This is a genomic window from Frankia sp. CeD, from assembly GCF_000732115.1.
In the GTDB taxonomy this organism is placed as follows: Bacteria; Actinomycetota; Actinomycetes; order Frankiales; family Frankiaceae; genus Frankia; species Frankia casuarinae.
On sequence record NZ_JPGU01000030.1, the window covers coordinates 40788 to 57953 of the forward strand.

Consider the following 17166-nt stretch of genomic DNA (forward strand, 5'->3'; position numbering starts at 1 on the left):
CGTCTCCGCGGCCCACCGGACGGGCCGCGGTACCGACGTCCGTCGGCTGACGGGTCTACCGCCGCGACCGCCGGGCCTACCGAAACCGCCGGGTCCTCGTCTGCCGAGCCACGGTCTTGCCCCCCCGGTTGACCGGCCCCACGCGGTACCGGGAGCATCCGCGCGTCCTGTCCGCCAATCCCGCCGGCCGTCAGCCGAACCGTCCGGAGATGTAGTCCTCGGTCCGCTTTTCCTTGGGGTTGCTGAAGATCTGCGAGGTCTTGTCGTACTCGACGAGGCGGCCGGGGTCGCCGGTCTTCTCCAACGAGAAGAAGGCGGTCGAGTCGCTGACCCGCGACGCCTGCTGCATGTTGTGGGTGACGATGACGATGGTGAAGCTCGACTTCAACTTCGCGATCAGATCCTCGATCGCAAGAGTGGAGATCGGGTCGAGCGCGGAGCACGGCTCGTCCATCAGCAGGACCTGCGGCTCCACCGCGATCGCCCGGGCAATGCAGAGCCGCTGCTGCTGCCCGCCGGACAGGCCCGCGCCCGGCCGGCCCAGCCGGTCCTTGACCTCCTCCCAGAGGTTCGCGCCCCGCAGTGACTCCTCGACCCGCTCGTCGAGGAGCGCCTTCTTGCGGACCCCGTTCAGCTTGAGCCCGGCGATGACGTTCTCGTAGATGGACATGGTCGGGAACGGGTTCGGTCGCTGGAAGACCATCCCGACGGTGCGGCGGACGGCCACCGGGTCCATCCCGGGCCCGTACAGATCCTCACCGTCGAGGAGTACCTGCCCCTCGACCCGGGCCCCCGGAAGCACCTCGTGCATCCGGTTGAGCGTGCGCAGCACCGTCGACTTTCCGCATCCGGACGGCCCGATGAATGCGGTGACGTTCTTCGGCTCGATGGTCAGGTTCACGTCGGCTACGGCTTTGAACTTCCCATAGTACGCCGTCAGCCCGGAAACGTCGATGCGGGTGGCCATGGCTACCTCGACTCACGATCTTCCTGGATGCTGTTTCAGATGATCGGATCAGATGGGATGGGATGGGATGGGATGGGATAGGACGTGAGAATGGAATAGGGCGTGATCTGTGCCATGCCGCCGTCCCGAGCCAGGGTCATCACAGCCGCGAGCGTCCGGCGATCAGACGAGCGATGAAGTTGAGCAGCATGATGATGACGATGAGTACCAGGGCGGCGGCCCAGGCCCGGTCCACCGCCGCCTGCTGCGGCTGGCCGGCCTGCGAGTAGATGTACAGCGGCAGTGCGGACTGCTCCCCGGAGAACGGGTTGGCGTTGATGAGGTTCGTGCCGAAGACGGTCAGCAGCAGCGGCGCGGTCTCGCCGGCAACGCGGGCGACCGCGAGCATGACGCCGGTCACGATCCCGGGCAACGCGGTGGGGACGACCACCTTGAGGATGGTCCGCCAACGCGCCACCCCGAGGGCGTAGCTGGCCTCCCGCAGCTCGTCCGGAACGAGCTTCAGCATTTCCTCGGCGGAGCGCACCACGATCGGAATCATGAGCACCGTGAGGGCCAGGGCACCCGCGAATCCGGAGAAGCCCTGGTGAAGGGCGAGGATCCAGAACGCCAGGATGAACAGACCCGCGATGATCGAGGGAAGACCGGTGAGCACGTCGACAAAGAAACTGATCACCCGGCTGACCCGGCCGCGGCCATATTCCACCAGGTAGATGGCCACCAGCAGACCGAACGGCACGGCCAGCAGGCTCGCCAACGCGACCTGCTCCACTGTGCCGATGATCGCGTGGTAGATGCCACCGCCGACGTCACGGGCACCGATGCCGTTCATCGAGTGAGTGAAGAATCCGGGGCGCAGCCGCCTCGCACCCTTCTCGATCACATTCACGAGCACCGCGAGCAGGGGGATGACCGCTAGCAGGAAGGCGGCGTAGACCAGGTTCGTCGCGAACCGGTCCCGGGCCCGGCGGGCGCCCTCGACCAGCGTCGNGGCCANGGTCATCGCGAGGATGAAGAAGACGGCGACCAGCAGGAGGAACTGGATCCTGCTGGAGATCGAGGTCACCAGATAGATCAGGACCGTCAGGACGACGGCACCGGCAGCGGCGGCGAGCGGTACCCAGCGGGGCAGGACCCGGCCCCGCAGCTGCAGCCGGTCCTCACCGCCCGCGACGGCGCTGCCGGGAACGGTCGCGGTTTTCATGCGGCACTCCCCAAGAACTCACGCCGCCGCGCGATGATGGCGCGAGCGATGATGTTGACCAGCATGGTGACGATGAAGAGCACGAGACCGGACGCGATAAGCGCACCGCGGCCGATGTCGTTGGCCTCGCCCCATCCGTTCGCCACGTTCGCGGCGATGGTGTTACCGGCCGGCGCGAGGATCTGCCAGGAGATGTTGAACGACGCCGGCAGGACCAGGGCAACCGCGATGGTCTCGCCCATCGCCCGCCCGAGGCCCAGCATCGAGGCGCTGATGACGCCCGGCTTGCCGTAGGGCAGGACGGCGGTTCTGATCATCTCCCAGCGGGTCGCGCCCAGCGCCATCGCCGCCTCCCGATGCGCACTGGGCACCTGCAGGAACACCTCGCGGGACAGCGCGGCGACGATCGGCAGAATCATGATCGCGAGGACGACACTGGCAACGAAGATCGACCGACCGACCCCGCGATCGGTCTCGAACAGCGGAATCCACCCGAAGTAGTCGGTCAGCCAGCTCTGGATGCCCTNCATGTGCGGCGCGAGCACGAGCAGTCCCCACAGGCCGTAGACGACGCTCGGCACGGCCGCCAGCAGATCGACGATGTAGCCGAGGGCGGAGGCCATCCGGCGCGGCGCGTACACCGTGATGAACAGAGCGATACCCACCGCGACCGGAACAGCGATAATCATTGCGATGGCAGCGGTGATCATCGTGCCGAACAGCAGTGCGGCGATGCCGAAAACCGGCGGCGTGGCGTTGGGGAACCACTCCTCCGTGGTGAAGAAGTTCCCGGTATTGGCGCCGAGGGCATCGGTGGCGCGCAATACCAGGAAGGCCGCGATCGCGGCGATCAGTACCAGCAGCCCGACCCCGGCCGTGCGGGTGGCATTCTTGAAGATCAGGTCAGCGACGCCGACCTTGGCCTTGCCTGTCGAGGTGTCCGCCAGCCCGCCGGCCGGCCGATCACCTCCCGATGGGGCCGTCGCCGAAGCGGCACCCCGAGACTCGGCGTCCGCCGAGCTGTCCGGCTCCGTCGTCATGGGTCCTCTTCCCCTGGTGCTCCGAACTCGACTTCCCGCTCGTGAAATGCCCTGGCCGTCACCGTCTTGGCTGGTCTGGTGCTGCTGGTCTGGTCTGAATGCGCTGGCCGTTCCCGGCTGCTCTCACCGTCGTCGTCAACGAACGACGGGCCCGCGATGGGGCTGTTCACCCCACCGCGGGCACCGGCTAGTCCGATCGGAGCTGCGNCAGATCGACGTCAGGACAGCTTGTCAACCACCGCGCGGACCCGAGTCGCTACCGAGTCCGGCAGCGGCGCGTAACCAAGGTCGGCGATCGAGGACTGGCCCGCGTCCGACGCGGTGTAAGTCAGGAAGGACTTGACCAGCTTGGCCTGGTCGGCCGGGAGACCCGTGGTGCAGGCGATCTCGTAGGTGACCAAGTAGATCGGGTAGGCCCCCTTGGTCGCCGCGGTGTAGTCGAAGGTGAGCTTCAGATCGTCACCGCTGGCAACCTTCGCGGTGCTCAGGCCGAGGGAGGCACCATCCGTGCTCGCCTTGACGTACTCTCCGGCACCGTTCTTGACCGCGACCGTGGACAGCCCGGCGTTCTCCGCGTAGGAGAGCTCCGTATAACCGATCGAGTTCTCGGTGGACTTCACGGTCGCAGTCACCCCGTCGCTGCCCTTGGCACCCTGGCCGCCCGGGGCCTTCCAGTCCGAGCCGGAGTCGAAGGTCCAAGCGGCGCCGGCCGCGCCCTTCAGGAACTTGGTGAAGTTGTCGGTGGTGCCGGAACCGTCGGACCGGTGCACCGAGGCAATCGGCGCGTCAGGCAGAGTAACCCCGCTGTTCTCCGCGGTGATCGCCGGGTCGTTCCACTTGGTGATGGCGCCGGAGAAGATCTTCGCTATCGTCGGGGCAGACAGCTGGAGCTTGTCGACACCCGAGAGGTGGTATATAAGCGCCACCGGGCCGACCACCATCGGCAGGTCGACAGCCGTACCGGGGGTACAGCGCTTGTCCGCGTCGGTCTTCTGCTGGTCCTTCAGCGCCGAGTCGGAACCGGCGAAGGAAACCTGCTTGGCGACGAACTGCTGCCGACCGGTCGAGGACCCCGTCGACTGATAGTTGATCTTTGCTCCGTCGCAGGCGTTCTGGTACGCCTTGACCCATTCGTCCATCGCGTTCTTCTGCGCGGAGGAACCCGATCCGGTAATGGAGCCCTTCTCGCAGGCGATCGCGCTCGCCCCGTTCGACGGCTTCGCCGCGGTGCCGCCGGAGTCACTGTTGTCGTCGGTGCCACACGCCGCCACAGTGAGCAGTGCCACCATTGCAGCCCCGATGGCGGCCTGACGCTTGCCTCGGTTCACGAGCAGCCCTTCGTTCTCGCGCGCTACGGCGCCGAATCGTCCGCCCCCTGGACTGGGGCGCCGACGAGAATCGAAGCCACCTCGAATGAACGCAAGGTGAACGTCCGCGAACGCGGACCCATCACCAACCGGAACACATCCATATCACCGGCTTCGCGGTTGGTTAGCCAGCCAATGGCCAATCCGATCATGACTGTGCGCATCAAATGATCGGCAGATAGTCACTCTCGCCCATCGTCCCGAACATCACGCCACGCCCGGAACACCGTGGACAAGTGACCCTCGGTCACGGACGGGAGCGTTACGAGAACGGATGGAAGCGGACAAGAACGGACGGGAGCCTAATGAGAACGGACAGGAACAGGCGAGAGTCCGACAGGAAGAACGCCGAGCCGCCCGGAACTTGATCATTCACGGTNATCGAGCGGCATCGTCGCTGTCAACCTTCCGACGCAGCAAGCATCGAAAGTTCACCGACGCGCGTCATGTCCGGCCCGGGGGGCCGCGCCCTGCGACGCAGTGGGACGGAGCCGGCGAAGCGGCCAACCCGCGCGCCGCGCTACGCAGCTGATCAGGACCTTCGTCCTCTGTTACCAGACGTCCACTCTGAGCACAGATCGCCGGTAGCCAACCCCGCGTTCTCGTGCTTTGCTGTAAAGCAACATCGATGTGGCTGACAGCATCAACGGCGTAGCCGAAGCAACGGCGTAGCCGAAGAGCACCACGACCCGTCCGTTCCACCCGACCAGTCCACCCGACCAGCGCATCCGCCTGCGCCCGCCCACCGGGAGCCGTCCCGCCCGGCGATGAAGCGCGCCACGGCCAGCCACCGCCGCGTGGCGGGACGACGATGTCCCGTCACGCGGCGGATCGGCGGGGNCCGGCAAGCCGCAGACCGCATGGCGCGGGGCCCGCGGGTACCGCCGCGTCCGGTTGGCCGGACGACCCGGGGCCGGCGCTGCGCACCCCGTGCCGGCGGCACCAACCAGACGCGGCACGACATGCGACACGACAACGGAGGACGACCAGAACATGAACACCGTCGATAACGACGATCTTCTACCAGAACCCCGTCCGGTCATCGGGGGACGGCCACGGTCACTGGCCGAGGTGGTCACCGTCAACGATGGCTTACTCGTCCAACACGAGCTGCTCCTCGCCCCGGGAGCCACCGCTGCCGACCTGACCACCGCGATGATCCTCGTCCCCCCCACGGCCGCGCTGGTCAGCCATCACGGCGACGTGGACGTCTCACTGGTATTCCAGGAGGTTTCGCGGGATGCTCGGCGCGGGGTCGACGGGCAGCCAGTCGGACGCGGCGGCGATCCGGGCCGGACCTGAACCGTCCACTCTGGCGACCGTCCCCTCAGCGACCGTCCACTCTGGCGACGGGCCGTCAGCCGAGACGACCGCGACCGGCGCGAGGCGCCCGCCGGGGCGGCGGACCCAACAGGTGCCGGTCCCCGGGGCCACGAGCCGTGGTCGAGGCAATATCGTGGCGGGGNGGCTGTACTCACCTCCCGCTCGACCGACTTTCCGCGCTGGTATCAGGACGTGCTCGCCAAGGCCGAGCTGGCCGACAACGGCCCCGTCCGCGGGACGATGGTCATCCGACCGTACGGCTACGCGATCTGGGAACGCATGCAGGCCGAGGTGGACTCCCGAATCAAGGCCGCCGGGGCCGTCAATGCCTACTTCCCCCTGTTCATCCCCGAAAGCTACCTGCGCCGGGAGGCCGAGCACGTCGAGGGCTTCAGCCCGGAGCTGGCGGTGGTCACCATCGGTGGCGGCAAGGAGCTGGAGGAGCCCGTAGTCGTCCGGCCCACCAGCGAGACCGTGATCGGCGAATACCTGGCGAAGTGGACCCAGAGCTACCGTGACCTGCCCCTGCTGCTCAACCAGTGGGCGAACGTGGTCCGGTGGGAGCTGCGTCCCCGGCTGTTCCTGCGCAGCAGCGAGTTCCTCTGGCAGGAGGGCCACACCGCGCACGCCGACGAGGCCGATGCCGCGGCCTACGCCCGTCGGATCGCGCTCGAGGTCTACCGCGACTTTATGACGCAGGTGCTGGCGGTCCCGGTGTTCGTCGGAGTGAAGACGCGCCGGGAACGGTTCGCCGGCGCGACCAACACCATGACCTGCGAGGGCATGATGGGCGACGGCAAGGCTCTGCAGATGGCGACCAGTCACGAGCTCGGCCAGAACTTCGCCCGTGCCTTCGACATCGACTTCCTCGGCGCCGACGGAGCCCGGCATCTGGCGTGGACGACGTCGTGGGGCTGCTCGACCCGGATGGTCGGCGGGCTGATCATGGCACATGGCGACGACAACGGCCTGCGTGTCCCGCCCCGGTTGGCGCCGACGCAGGTCGTGGTCCTGCCGGTGCGCGACGAGGAGACCGTCGTCGCGAAGGCCCGCCAGATCGCCGCCGCCCTGACCGACGCCGGTCTTCGGGTGCAGGTCGACGCCCGTCCCGGGTTGTCCTTCGGCCGGCGGGTCACCGACGCGGAGATCAAGGGCATCCCGGTACGGGTTGAGGTGGGTCCGCGGGACCTGGCCGCGGGCAACGTCACCCTGGTGCGCCGGGACACCTCCGAGAAGGTGCCGGTGCCGCTGGCCGAGGTCGCCACGCGGGTGCCGGTGCTGCTGGGCGAGGTGCAGGCCGACCTGTACGCCGAGGCGCTGGCCCTACGCGAGAGCCGGACGACGGACGTCGCCACCGTTGCCGAGGCCGCCCGGGCCGCCCAGGCCGGCTTCGCCCGGATCCCCTGGCGCCTTGTCGGCGAGGAGGGCGAGGCCGAGCTCGCCGAGGAGGCGCTCACCGTGCGGTGCATCCAGACACCGGACGGCGGGATCCCCGAGGCCGGCAGCGACGCCGACGACCTCGTCTGCCTGATCGCCCGCTCCTACTGACGTCCAAGATCCCTGGCGTGGTAGCCGTCCGGGGCAGAGACGATCAGCCGCGCAGACGGGGACCGGTCGGCGGCGACCGTGGAAACCCAGGTCGGTCGTATCTTCACGAACGTATCTTCACGAAGCTTGAATGATGGGACCGGGTTAGGGGTCGTCGTCTTCGTCCACGAAACGTGGCGTAATGCGTACCGCGGTGAGTCCGCCGCCGCGCGGACAAACCGCGCCCGTCCTTCGAGAAGCGGGTTCGATCTCCCTCGACGTGCCCCTCAGAGGCAGATCGGGACCGACGTCGAGATCGATTGTATGGCCGGCGCCTCGGGATCAGGCCGTCGATTCGGCGGGGCTGGCCAGCACCTCGTTCCCGAACTCTTCGGACTTCTCCGGCGAGGAGGAGATAACCGTCCCCCGGTGCTCACCACGGCAGATCGCCGTCATCGCGCCCCGCTGTTCGATATCGAAGATATGCAGCGGCATACCGAAGTCACGGGCCAGGATGAAGGCCGACTGATCCATCACCCGGAGCCCGCGGCTGATCACCTCGTCATAACTGAGGTGCGAGAAGAGCCTGGCCCCTGGATTGATCTTCGGATCGCTGTCGTAGACGCCGTCCACGCCGTCCTTGGCGGCCAGCACCGCGTCGGCATTGAGCTCCAGCGCCCGCTGCACCGCCGGGTAGTCGGTGGTGAGGAAGGGCTGGCCATTGCCGCAGGCGAGGATGACCGTCGCCCCCTTCTCCAGCAGGTGCACCGCCCGCAGCCGGATGTAGGGCTCGGCCACCGCTGGAACGGGCACCGCCGTCATCACCCGCAGATTGTCCTCACCCAGCGCGGTGAGCTTCCCCCGGAGCAGCAGACTGTTGATGACCGTACTCAGCATGCCGATATTGTCGGCTTCGACCCGGTCAATACCCCACCGGTCCGACTGGTTACCACGGAAGAGGTTCCCGCCGCCGACGACGATCGCCACCTCCACGCCGGACTGGCGGACCGCGATGATTTCTCGGGCGAGGTGCTCCAGCGCGTTGGAATCGAAGCCGAATTCGGCGGCACCGGCGATCGCGCGACCGCTCAGTTTGACGACCACTCGGCGGTATCTCGTCACTGTCTCCCGCTTCCCCTTTTCCATGGTGCGATCTTAACGTAGGCGGGCAATGATCGATCATGAGCCCATGACCCCTCGGGTACACGGTAGAGCACCCGGCTCCCGGGCACGTCGCACGACGGGNGCGCCCGAGAGATTCCGCCGACGGCGGACCGTACCCGCAGCACCTTTCGCCGGCCGGGCACCGACGACCGCCGTCGCGATCCACCGTTATCCGACTCCGGGCAGCCGGAGGTCGGGCCCGGCGGTGCGTGGACGCCGGCGGCGGGGACCAGGCGGCGGGGACGAGGCGGCGGCGATGGATCAGCATCCCGCGCCCGGCCGGCACCATCAACATCGCCCAAGGACTACGCCGCCACTCCCGCCGACCCGAACGACCGCTCCACGCGATCACGAATCTGGATTACCGACAGACAACTTTGCCGGAGCCCGGCAGGAGAATACTGGATATGCTCGAGCCGAGGCCGTCGACGGTGAGTGGCGCGACGGATCCGATACCGCAGAGGAGCACTGTTGCGATGTTCTTACCCGGAAGGCCGTCGTTATTACGGTCGACTGCACTGATCTCTATCCTGATTAGCCTGATCGGACTGGTTGCGTGCACCGCTTCGGAGGATTCNACCGGACGCACCGGAACAGCTGCCTGCGCCACACCGGGCATAACTGAGACCGAGATCAAGGCCGGCGTTCTTTTCCCTGACACCGGGCCGTTCGCGCACAGTATGCGCGCGTTCCGGGCCGGAATCGATGCACGTTTCGGCGAAGCCAACGCCGCAGGCGGCGTCAACGGGCGGAAGATTGTCTACAGCTGGCGGGATGATGTCTCCGACCCCCAGTTGAACCTCGCCGCGGCCCGCGAGCTCGTCCAGAAGGAAGAGGTCTTCGGCATCATAGAAGGACTGGGTGCGGTCTCCGGCTCAGCCCAGTACCTCGCGGATCTGAACGTGCCGATCGTCGGACTGGGAGCCGAACCCGTCTGGGCCGCGCACGAGAACATGGTCTCGTGGCATCACTATACAGTCCCGGCCGGGTCGTCCACCGTCTGGGGGGATTTCATTCGCGGTGAGGGGGGAACCCGGAGCGCCATGGTCGACGTAGCGTTGAACGCTGCCGTGCACGACTATCATCGGCAGCTCGTTGACAGCCTGCAAGCGGCCGGTGTCAGCGTGGACATAAACTTCGAGGTGACCGCGGAGACGACCAGCTTCGAGGCGTTGGCCAGGCAAATGAAGGCGGCTAACATCGACACCCTTACCGGCGTCATCACCCCGGACGTCCTCACTCAGATCCTCCCCGCGGCCCGTGCCGCCGGCGTGAACCTCAAGACGGTGCTCCTCTCNCTCGGCTACGATCGGGCCCTGCTGACCGATCTCGGCCCGGCCCTGGCCGGCACCAACATCTACATCAGCTTCGTCCCGTTCGAGCTGAACACCCCCGCGCATCAGCGGCTGCTCGCCGCGATGACCCGCTACTCTCCGCAGACCCAGCCGCCGGAGCAGGAAAGCGCGGTCTTCGGTTGGTTGTCCGCCGATCTGTTCCTGCACGGCCTGCAAGCCGCCGGCGCCTGCCCGACCCACCAGTCGTTCCTACAGGGTCTGCACTCCGTGCACGACTACGACGGCACTGGCCTGCTCCCCAAGCCGGTTGATCTCGCGAAAAACCGCGGCCAACTCGGCAACTGCTATTATTTCATGCGCATCAGCGGCGACGGCAGTCATTTCGTACCGCTGCAGTCCACGGCCCGTTGCGGTAATTTGATCAACTGAACAATGCGCCTTCCGTGGGGAGCCTTTCGGCCTTCGCCTCGATCAGACCGCCGAATCCTAGCCGCGCAACGCGGCAGGGCGGCGATCGACCGAAGACGGCAGGCCGATCGGTGCCCTGCCAGCGCCCGGCTGCCGGCTCGGTGCCCGCGGCCGAGGAGGATACGCGGGTAAGGGAGAGCGGCCGTGGGGTGGACGGGCAACCGGGTAGGACGTTCAGGAACGGCCGACCCCCTGGGCGGCAAAAACCCCGCCTCCCTGCTGGGGAGACGGGGCTGCAACGCGTCATCTGGTCGGGGTGGCGGGATTCGAACCCACGACCTCTTCGTCCCGAACTACCCGCATACGGGTCATAAGCGGGTGAATAGGGCATCGCCTCGCTGGTCGTGGCCAGCCTGAGGTGATCGCGGTCGGTCGGGTTGCTGTACTTCCGTGCTGTACTCCGGTGGTCTCGTTCCTGGGCGGCCTGCGACGCTCCGACACGCCGAATGGGGCGGCGGCCGACGCGCCATGGGGTGCCGACCGGAGGGAGGCGGGGCCCCATGCCGCGCGGCGGGATCGCCGGGGGCCCTGTTCGGCGTGGCGTGCGCGGCGCGAGGCTCTGCGGGGGGCGAAGCCCCCCGCCTTGAAGAAGTAAAGAAAGTTGGCACGGAGCTACTCCAGGGGCACTTCATAGACGAGAATGTTCCGATCGGCAGCAAGCAGAAACTGTGTGACCTCGACTGGCCTTTCGTTCCGATCAAAGAAGGTCCGCCATAGCTCTATGATCGGGGCACCCGCAGACAGGGCCAGCGTGNGCCTTTCAGTCGGTGTCGGCATGCGCGCTAGAAGCTCTTCGACCGCGAAGGGGTTGAGTTGAATTCCCAGCTCTTCCACGAGAAATCGGTGTACACCTCCCGGCACCTTCTCGTTTCGCTCGAGTATCGAGCCGGACGCAATCTCCAAAGGGAAAAAGCTCGTTGCGATTTGACTTGGGAATCTATCAACACTGATCAGCGTCTCGCGGGTAACGATACTATGTCCGGGGTCAAGGTGGAGGCGCTTAGCGATTTCGGCGCTAGCGGCGCTAGTGGAAACGTCTGTGACGTTCTGCTCTCGCGTGGAACCCTGGCGCTCTGCCTCTACTTCGAGTGGTCCTTTTTCTCCTGGGCGGTCAGCGAGGATGTGCCTGCGGGATCCATAGCGACGTAGGCGCTTCGGCGATCGAACGAATGTTCCGCGCCCCTGAAGGACGATGACAAGTCCTTCATTCTCAAGCTCGTCAAGCGCGCTTTTGATCGTTCCCGCCGCGCTGGAATAGCGCTCTCGGAGCTCCCGCAGGGAGGGCAGACGGTCACCGTCAGCCAACACTCCTCCGTTGATCGCATCCCTCAAATCTGCGGCAATTTGCTGGTAGACGGGGATTGGACTCCCAGGATTGATACTCACGGTAAGTGTCCACCTCCTCACTGGTAGACGCCGAGTAGATGACATCTCCAGTCTAGTGGCATACCCAGCTCAGCTATAGGGGTCCTCACCAGCACTTTCGGGCGCCTAGACTCGGGGGGCTTGCACTGTCCTAGCTGTTCTAGTACAGTTATCTCTGTCAGGAGGGATGAGCCTCCAATCGACAGGAGGGTTCTCGATCATGGCTGTGCCGATGAGGATTCCCGTGAGCTTCGGGGATGTGTTCCCGCACGGGGCGTTTGTGCTGGGCGTGGAGGCTGACCGTGACTTCGATGCGGTGAAGGCGGGTCTGTCCGATCCACAGGTGCGGGACAAGGAGACAGGACTGAAGGTGTGGCTGGTGCGGGTGCTGGACGCGGCGCCGGATCTGCGGGCCGGTCAGGCTGAGGTGAAGGTGAAGCTTGCGGCTGAGGTGCAGCCGGTCCCACCGGACACGCTCGCGGGTACGCCGTTTCGTCCGGTGGAGTTCGACGGGCTGACGGTCACCGCGTATGTAGACCAGTCGCGGAAGACGCCCCGGGTGGGTTACAGCCTGCGTGCTCGGGGGATGCGCGCCCCGATGGTGGCGAGCGCGCGGTCCGGGAAGGCGGCGGCGTAGCCATGCCGTTCAATTCTTGGAGGGTTAATTCCGAGGTTATGAATCCGGGTGGACAGAATACATCCCGGTCGGAGATGCGCCGTGACGCGATCGCTGATTGGAGCTCGGATGATGCTCCGGCTGTTCTGCGGGACATGAGCGCCGATGATCTGGNTGCGGTTGAGCGGGTAGCGCGGCGGCGTGGCGACCGTGCGGGGGATTGTGGGGATTACGCTCTTGAGGAGTGGTACGACGATATTGCCACTGATGTCAGGGCTGAGCGGCGGCGTCGCGGTCTCTGACGTTCTCGTTCTGGGCGCGTGCTCTGATCTGCCCGTTCCTACGCGCGCCTGAGCTGTTCTGCATTTCTCGCGACAGAAAGGTGTATTTCGCATGCGTCCGAATAAGAGTTTCCCTTCCGGTGGCTGTCCGGTGAGAGGCTGACATGGCCACATGCGGGCAGTGCAACGGAACTCGGACTCAGCCGGACGGCCGGTGGTGCCGTAGTTGTGTCGGTCTCTTGGCCCGGCTCGTGCAAACCTCTCCCCATGATATGGCGGTCGCGCTGAGAGATCAGCAGAAGGNACGTGAGAGAAANCGGCAGAACCGCGATCGCCGTGCTGCTCGCCGTGCTGAGGATCGTGCGGCACGGACTCTCACCCCGGGTGGCACCACTGCCCGCGCATCGATGCCGAAATGCGAAAGGTGCGGACGGGAACGGCCTCTCACGGTCAAACGCGGCAAAGCCGTGTGCATCGGCGGATGCGACTGATGGGCTGGCTTCTTCGCTGGATTGCGGCGGAGTTCACCTGGGATGCGGCTTGCGGTGAGCCTGTTAACGGGCCTGTGGGCGGCCCGTTAATGCAACGGCGCCGCATGCCTCGGCGGTGACCTGCAACGAAAGGAGTAGCCCCATGGCTAAGAAGAAGTCCGGTGGCAACAACCGGGTCGGATCCGGGAATATCCCTGTCGTCTCCAACGGCGGGAACTGCGCCCACTGCGGNGAGCACACCACCGCACACGCCGACGGCGTGTGGCTGCACGCGGAATGCGTCGCTCCTTATCTGAACTCTCGTAGGTAGATCCAACTGATCATTCGTATTTCCGGCGTCCCGGCGGAACTGGAGTGGCGTCGGCAGGCTCGTTTTATTCTTCATTTCGATGGCCTACTTTAGGCCGGGTTTTCTGTAACTCCTGCGATAGGAAGGTGTATTTCGCATGCATTCGAATAGGGATATTCAGCGGGCGGCGGCGTTGGCCCGGTCGAATCGGGCTCGCGCGGACGCGGACGCGCGTCGTCGGAAGGGCTGCGCTGAGGCGGGGGNCCGTGTCGCTCGGGATGTGGAGCATGCGGCGTGGTCTGAGTACCGGCGTCTTTCCTAGCTGGTACGGGTCGACGTACCCGGGGTGCGGGTCTGAGTTTGCCCGCTCCTCCCGCACCCCGGGTATGTCTGTTGTCCATCTCCCTGCGACAGGAATGGGACACTCTCATGTCTACCACACGATCGCTTCGTGGAACCCTGTCCGTGGACGACTTNTGCCGGGCGGAGGATCGGGCGTGGCTCGTGTACGCGGCTGCCCGTGATCGTGCGGCTGAGGCGTTCGATGAGTATCAGCGTCTGGCTGCTGCCGCGCACGCCCGGTACGCGGACTATGAGGCGGCTTACGATGCCTGCCGGTCCGCTCTTAACGCTGATTCCTAGCCGACTATCCGGCTGTTGCAACCGGCCGGTGCGCTGGTTGCTTTCGGAAGGGTGCATGTCCGATGGCTTCTCGTACCTGTTCTTCTTGCCACCGTATGTTCATCTGCCCGTGTGGGCCGATGATGGCGTGTCGGCATTCTCGTTGCCCGTCGTGCGCGGTGCCGGCTCGTCGGGTGCAGCGTCCTGTCTATCGGAAGGGTTCCCGGTGATGACCGAGTTGTATTCCTACACGTGTGAGGTGTGCGGGCTGAGCTCGCGGCCGACTCGTTCTCGGGCGGACATGCGCGGGCAGAAGGAAACGCATGATCGGGTGGCGCATGGCCATGTCACCCGGAATGGAAGCGTGCGTGCCGCGCGCCGTGAGCGGGGTGGTAGCTGATGGCCCGGCGGTCTCGTCGGCAGTCGTCTGATCAGATGCCGTTACCGTTCGGTGGGGAGGTTCCGCCGGTTCCGCCGGTTCCTGGGCCGTTCTCGATTCCGCTGGTGCGTGCCCGGGAAGCGGCTGACCCTATCCCGCTTGAGCCGCGTCGGCGTCGACGTCGGGGCTGATGCCGCTTTTGGATTGGGGAACGGGTAGGTATTTCCCTCGCGGTGATGTGGGGGATCCGGAGCCGTGTGTGCTGTGCCGGCGTCCGGCTCTGTGCCGTTCTCCGGATGGTGTCGCTGTTCACAAGGTGTGCTGGGAGGGAGGTGGATCATGAGGGTACGGCTCGGGGACTTNTCGCGGTCCGTTCCGGTGAACCGGGACACGCGTAGGCATCCGCTGGTGCGTCCGGGNGATACGGCCGGGCGGGTTGGTCTGCGTCTGGTGGGCCGGGTGGGGGTCACGGTCGCCCGGGTGATCGCCCGTTTCCCTCGTACGTCGTTCAGTCTGTTTGCCGCGCTGCTGCTGGTCGATCGGGTGGGCTGGGTGCTGCCCGCGCTGGCGCTGGCGGTGCTGACCGTGGCCGCGCTGGTCTGGCGGCTGGCCTGCCCGTCTAGCTACGCCCGATGGTTGGGGCGTCCGCTGCGCTCGTGGTGGGCGCGTTGGGTTCGCTACGCTCCGCGCTGGCGGGGGCTCATGACCCGTCACGACCTGGCCGTGGTGGATGGGGATGTGCTGGTCTGGCCTGGTCTGCGGAAAGTCCGATCAAGCGACTACCGTGATGCGCTGCTGGTCAAGCTGCGCGCTGGCCAGAAACCGGATCATCTGGCGGATGCCTCCGAGTCGCTGGCGCACGCGCTGGGAAGTCAGGCCGTGCGGGTACGGACCCACAGGCCGGGTTACGTGTGGTTGGACGTGACCCGCCGGGATCCGTTCACCCGGCCGATGTCGAGGTTGCCGGTTCCTGCCTCGGCTGGCGCGGTGGACCTGACCGCGTTGCCGATTGGCCGGCGGGAGGACGGCGCGCTGTGGCTGCTGCGTCTGCTCGGCACGCACGTGTTCGTCGCGGGTGCGACCGGTGCGGGGAAGGGGTCGGTCATCTGGTCGACCCTGCTCCGGCTGGGTCCGGCTATCGCTGCCGGTCTGGTGCAGGTGTGGGCGATCGACCCGAAGGGCGGGATGGAACTGTTCCCGGGGCGTGCGCTGTTCACCCGCTACGAGGACAGTCACCTGGGCGCGATGGTTCAGCTTCTGGAGGATGCGGCGGAGTTCACCCGGGATCGTGCTGCCCGGTTGAAAGGCGTGACCCGCCGGTTGACTCCGACGGTGGACATGCCGTTTGTGCTGGTCCTCGTCGACGAATTCGCGTTCATCACAGCGTATGTGACAGACAAGAAACTCCAGGGACGGGCGGATAACGCGGTGCAGATCCTCGCTTCTCAGGGACGGGCTCCGGGTGTGGGTCTGATGGTCGCGTTGCAAGATCCATCCAAGGAGGTGGTTCCTTACCGGAATCTGTTCCCGAGCCGCATCGCGATGCGGCTCGATGAACCGCAGCAGGTCGATATGGTCCTCGGGGACAAGATGCGTACCCGGGGCGCCTACTGTGACCTGATCCCGGAAAGCCTTCCCGGGGTCGGCTACGTCAAACTGGAAGGCACTCGAGANCCGTTTCGGGTCCGCGCGGAATACATCGACGATGATGTGATCGACGGGCTTGCCCGTGACTACCCGGCTCCGGCTAGCATGCCGGTCCCGCTACTCGGTCAACACACCGAATCCGGCCTTGACATTGCAGCCGACATTCCCACCCCCGCCCGTCTGGGCGACGGGGAGCTATCCCCGGAATGGGCGGTGTTTTCCGCTGACTATCAGCGTCGCCATGCCACCAACGGAACCTCGGGTATCCCAATGGGGCTCGATTAGGAAGGGAACCACCATGCCTCGCCGTAACATCAACTCCGGGAACACCTACCGGCAGTGCCGTGCCTGCATGGGTGAGCGTCCACGGAACTGCTCGTCCTGCCATGGTCTCGGCACCACCCTGGCTGTCCGGCGCCACCGGACCCGATGAGAGGACCCTCGGCCGCGCTCAAAGCGATACGCCGGTGGCCTCCAACCCCCTCCATTGCGCGCTGGCCGTGGCGCTGGGCGAGAGATGACACGATCCCGGGGTGGACTCGACGTCGTTGCCACTGGAACACACGGCGGACGGCGGACGGTACGCCACGGACATGCCAGAGATCGTTTTTTACGGCGACTGAGCGGCGCGCGACGCTCCGTGTGGGTATGCGGTCGGGCGGGGCTCCCCCTCCGACCTGACCGCGCCACCCCGGGGACCACGCCGAACGGTTGTTCGCCTGTTGTGTGCATCCTGGAACGCTCGGGGTGCCCTGCCCGTTGCGGTGGGTGAGGCTCGGCAACTCCTCACGTCCGTACCTGGTGCGGCGCCCCTCATGCGCGGCGGCTGACGCTCTATCTCGCCACTACACGCGCGGGCATTCCTAGCCGATGGGCCTTTTCCTTCCCCTNCCATTTTTTTCTCCGTTCCGGGNGCTTTTAGAAACTGTCGAATGGTGGTTCTGTCAAGGGCGTTCACGTAGTGCCCTTGACAGGTTCTCCATTCGATAGACAATGCCGCGCCCCCGGAATGGGGAAATGAGGTGTGGCGCCGCTGCGGCCGTCCGTGAAAGGAGAGTCTCGGATGACAGTCCCTGTGCTGGATTCGGAGTTCCTGCGCGCGGCGATGCCTCGCGCTGCGGA

Annotated in this window: 9 protein-coding genes and 1 pseudogene; 4 read left to right on the forward strand and 6 right to left on the reverse strand. The window is 66.0% G+C overall.

The genetic code is table 11. The annotated features are described in order from the left end of the window. Window positions 1-190: 190 nt before the first annotated feature. From pstB to pstS, 4 genes are all read right to left on the reverse strand, one after another. Window positions 191-967 carry a phosphate ABC transporter ATP-binding protein PstB gene (pstB, locus tag CED_RS15390; protein WP_011438616.1) on the reverse strand — a complete coding sequence of 259 codons (777 nt, stop codon included), beginning with the start codon at window positions 965-967 and terminating at the stop codon, window positions 191-193. A 139-nt stretch (window positions 968-1106) separates the two neighbouring features. Next, the gene (pstA, locus tag CED_RS15395; RefSeq protein WP_035911733.1) at window positions 1107-2171 is read right to left on the reverse strand and encodes a phosphate ABC transporter permease PstA; all 1065 of its coding nucleotides are present in this window, start codon (window positions 2169-2171) and stop codon (window positions 1107-1109) included. Continuing rightward, the gene (gene pstC / locus CED_RS15400) at window positions 2168-3211 is read right to left on the reverse strand and encodes a phosphate ABC transporter permease subunit PstC (RefSeq protein ID WP_035911735.1); all 1044 of its coding nucleotides are present in this window, start codon (window positions 3209-3211) and stop codon (window positions 2168-2170) included. Before pstC ends, pstA begins: the two co-directional genes overlap by 4 nt. Window positions 3212-3429: 218 nt before the next feature. Further along, entirely contained in the window at window positions 3430-4539 is a 1110-nt protein-coding gene (gene pstS / locus CED_RS15405; protein WP_011438619.1) for a phosphate ABC transporter substrate-binding protein PstS, read from the reverse strand. Between the two features lie 1032 nt (window positions 4540-5571). On the opposite strand from pstS, the gene CED_RS15415 reads away from it, so the two are divergent. Together CED_RS15415 and proS are read left to right on the forward strand one after the other, a co-directional pair. Beyond that, window positions 5572-5880, forward strand: coding sequence for a hypothetical protein (locus tag CED_RS15415; protein WP_023840709.1), 309 nt, complete (start codon window positions 5572-5574; stop codon window positions 5878-5880). Between the two features lie 165 nt (window positions 5881-6045). Further along, window positions 6046-7449: pseudogene (gene proS / locus CED_RS15420) on the forward strand (proline--tRNA ligase); the annotation flags it as partial. Window positions 7450-7770: 321 nt separating this feature from the next. Here proS and pyrH read toward each other — a convergent pair. Next, window positions 7771-8574: a UMP kinase gene (gene pyrH / locus CED_RS15425; protein ID WP_035911742.1), complete on the reverse strand. Its 804-nt coding sequence runs from the start codon at window positions 8572-8574 to the stop codon at window positions 7771-7773. 425 nt (window positions 8575-8999) lie between these two features. On the opposite strand from pyrH, the gene CED_RS15430 reads away from it, so the two are divergent. Then, a complete protein-coding gene (locus CED_RS15430) occupies window positions 9000-10316 on the forward strand; it encodes an ABC transporter substrate-binding protein (protein WP_011438623.1) in 1317 nt (438 codons plus the stop codon). Window positions 10317-10967: 651 nt separating this feature from the next. On the opposite strand, the gene CED_RS22820 is transcribed toward CED_RS15430, so the two are convergent. Beyond that, the gene (locus tag CED_RS22820) at window positions 10968-11741 is read right to left on the reverse strand and encodes a GntR family transcriptional regulator (RefSeq protein WP_160172400.1); all 774 of its coding nucleotides are present in this window, start codon (window positions 11739-11741) and stop codon (window positions 10968-10970) included. A gap of 199 nt (window positions 11742-11940) precedes the next feature. Here CED_RS22820 and CED_RS15435 point away from each other — a divergent pair, with 199 nt between their 5' ends. Continuing rightward, the gene (locus CED_RS15435; RefSeq protein ID WP_011438625.1) at window positions 11941-12357 is read left to right on the forward strand and encodes a hypothetical protein; all 417 of its coding nucleotides are present in this window, start codon (window positions 11941-11943) and stop codon (window positions 12355-12357) included. The last annotated feature ends 4809 nt before the right edge of the window (window positions 12358-17166 follow it).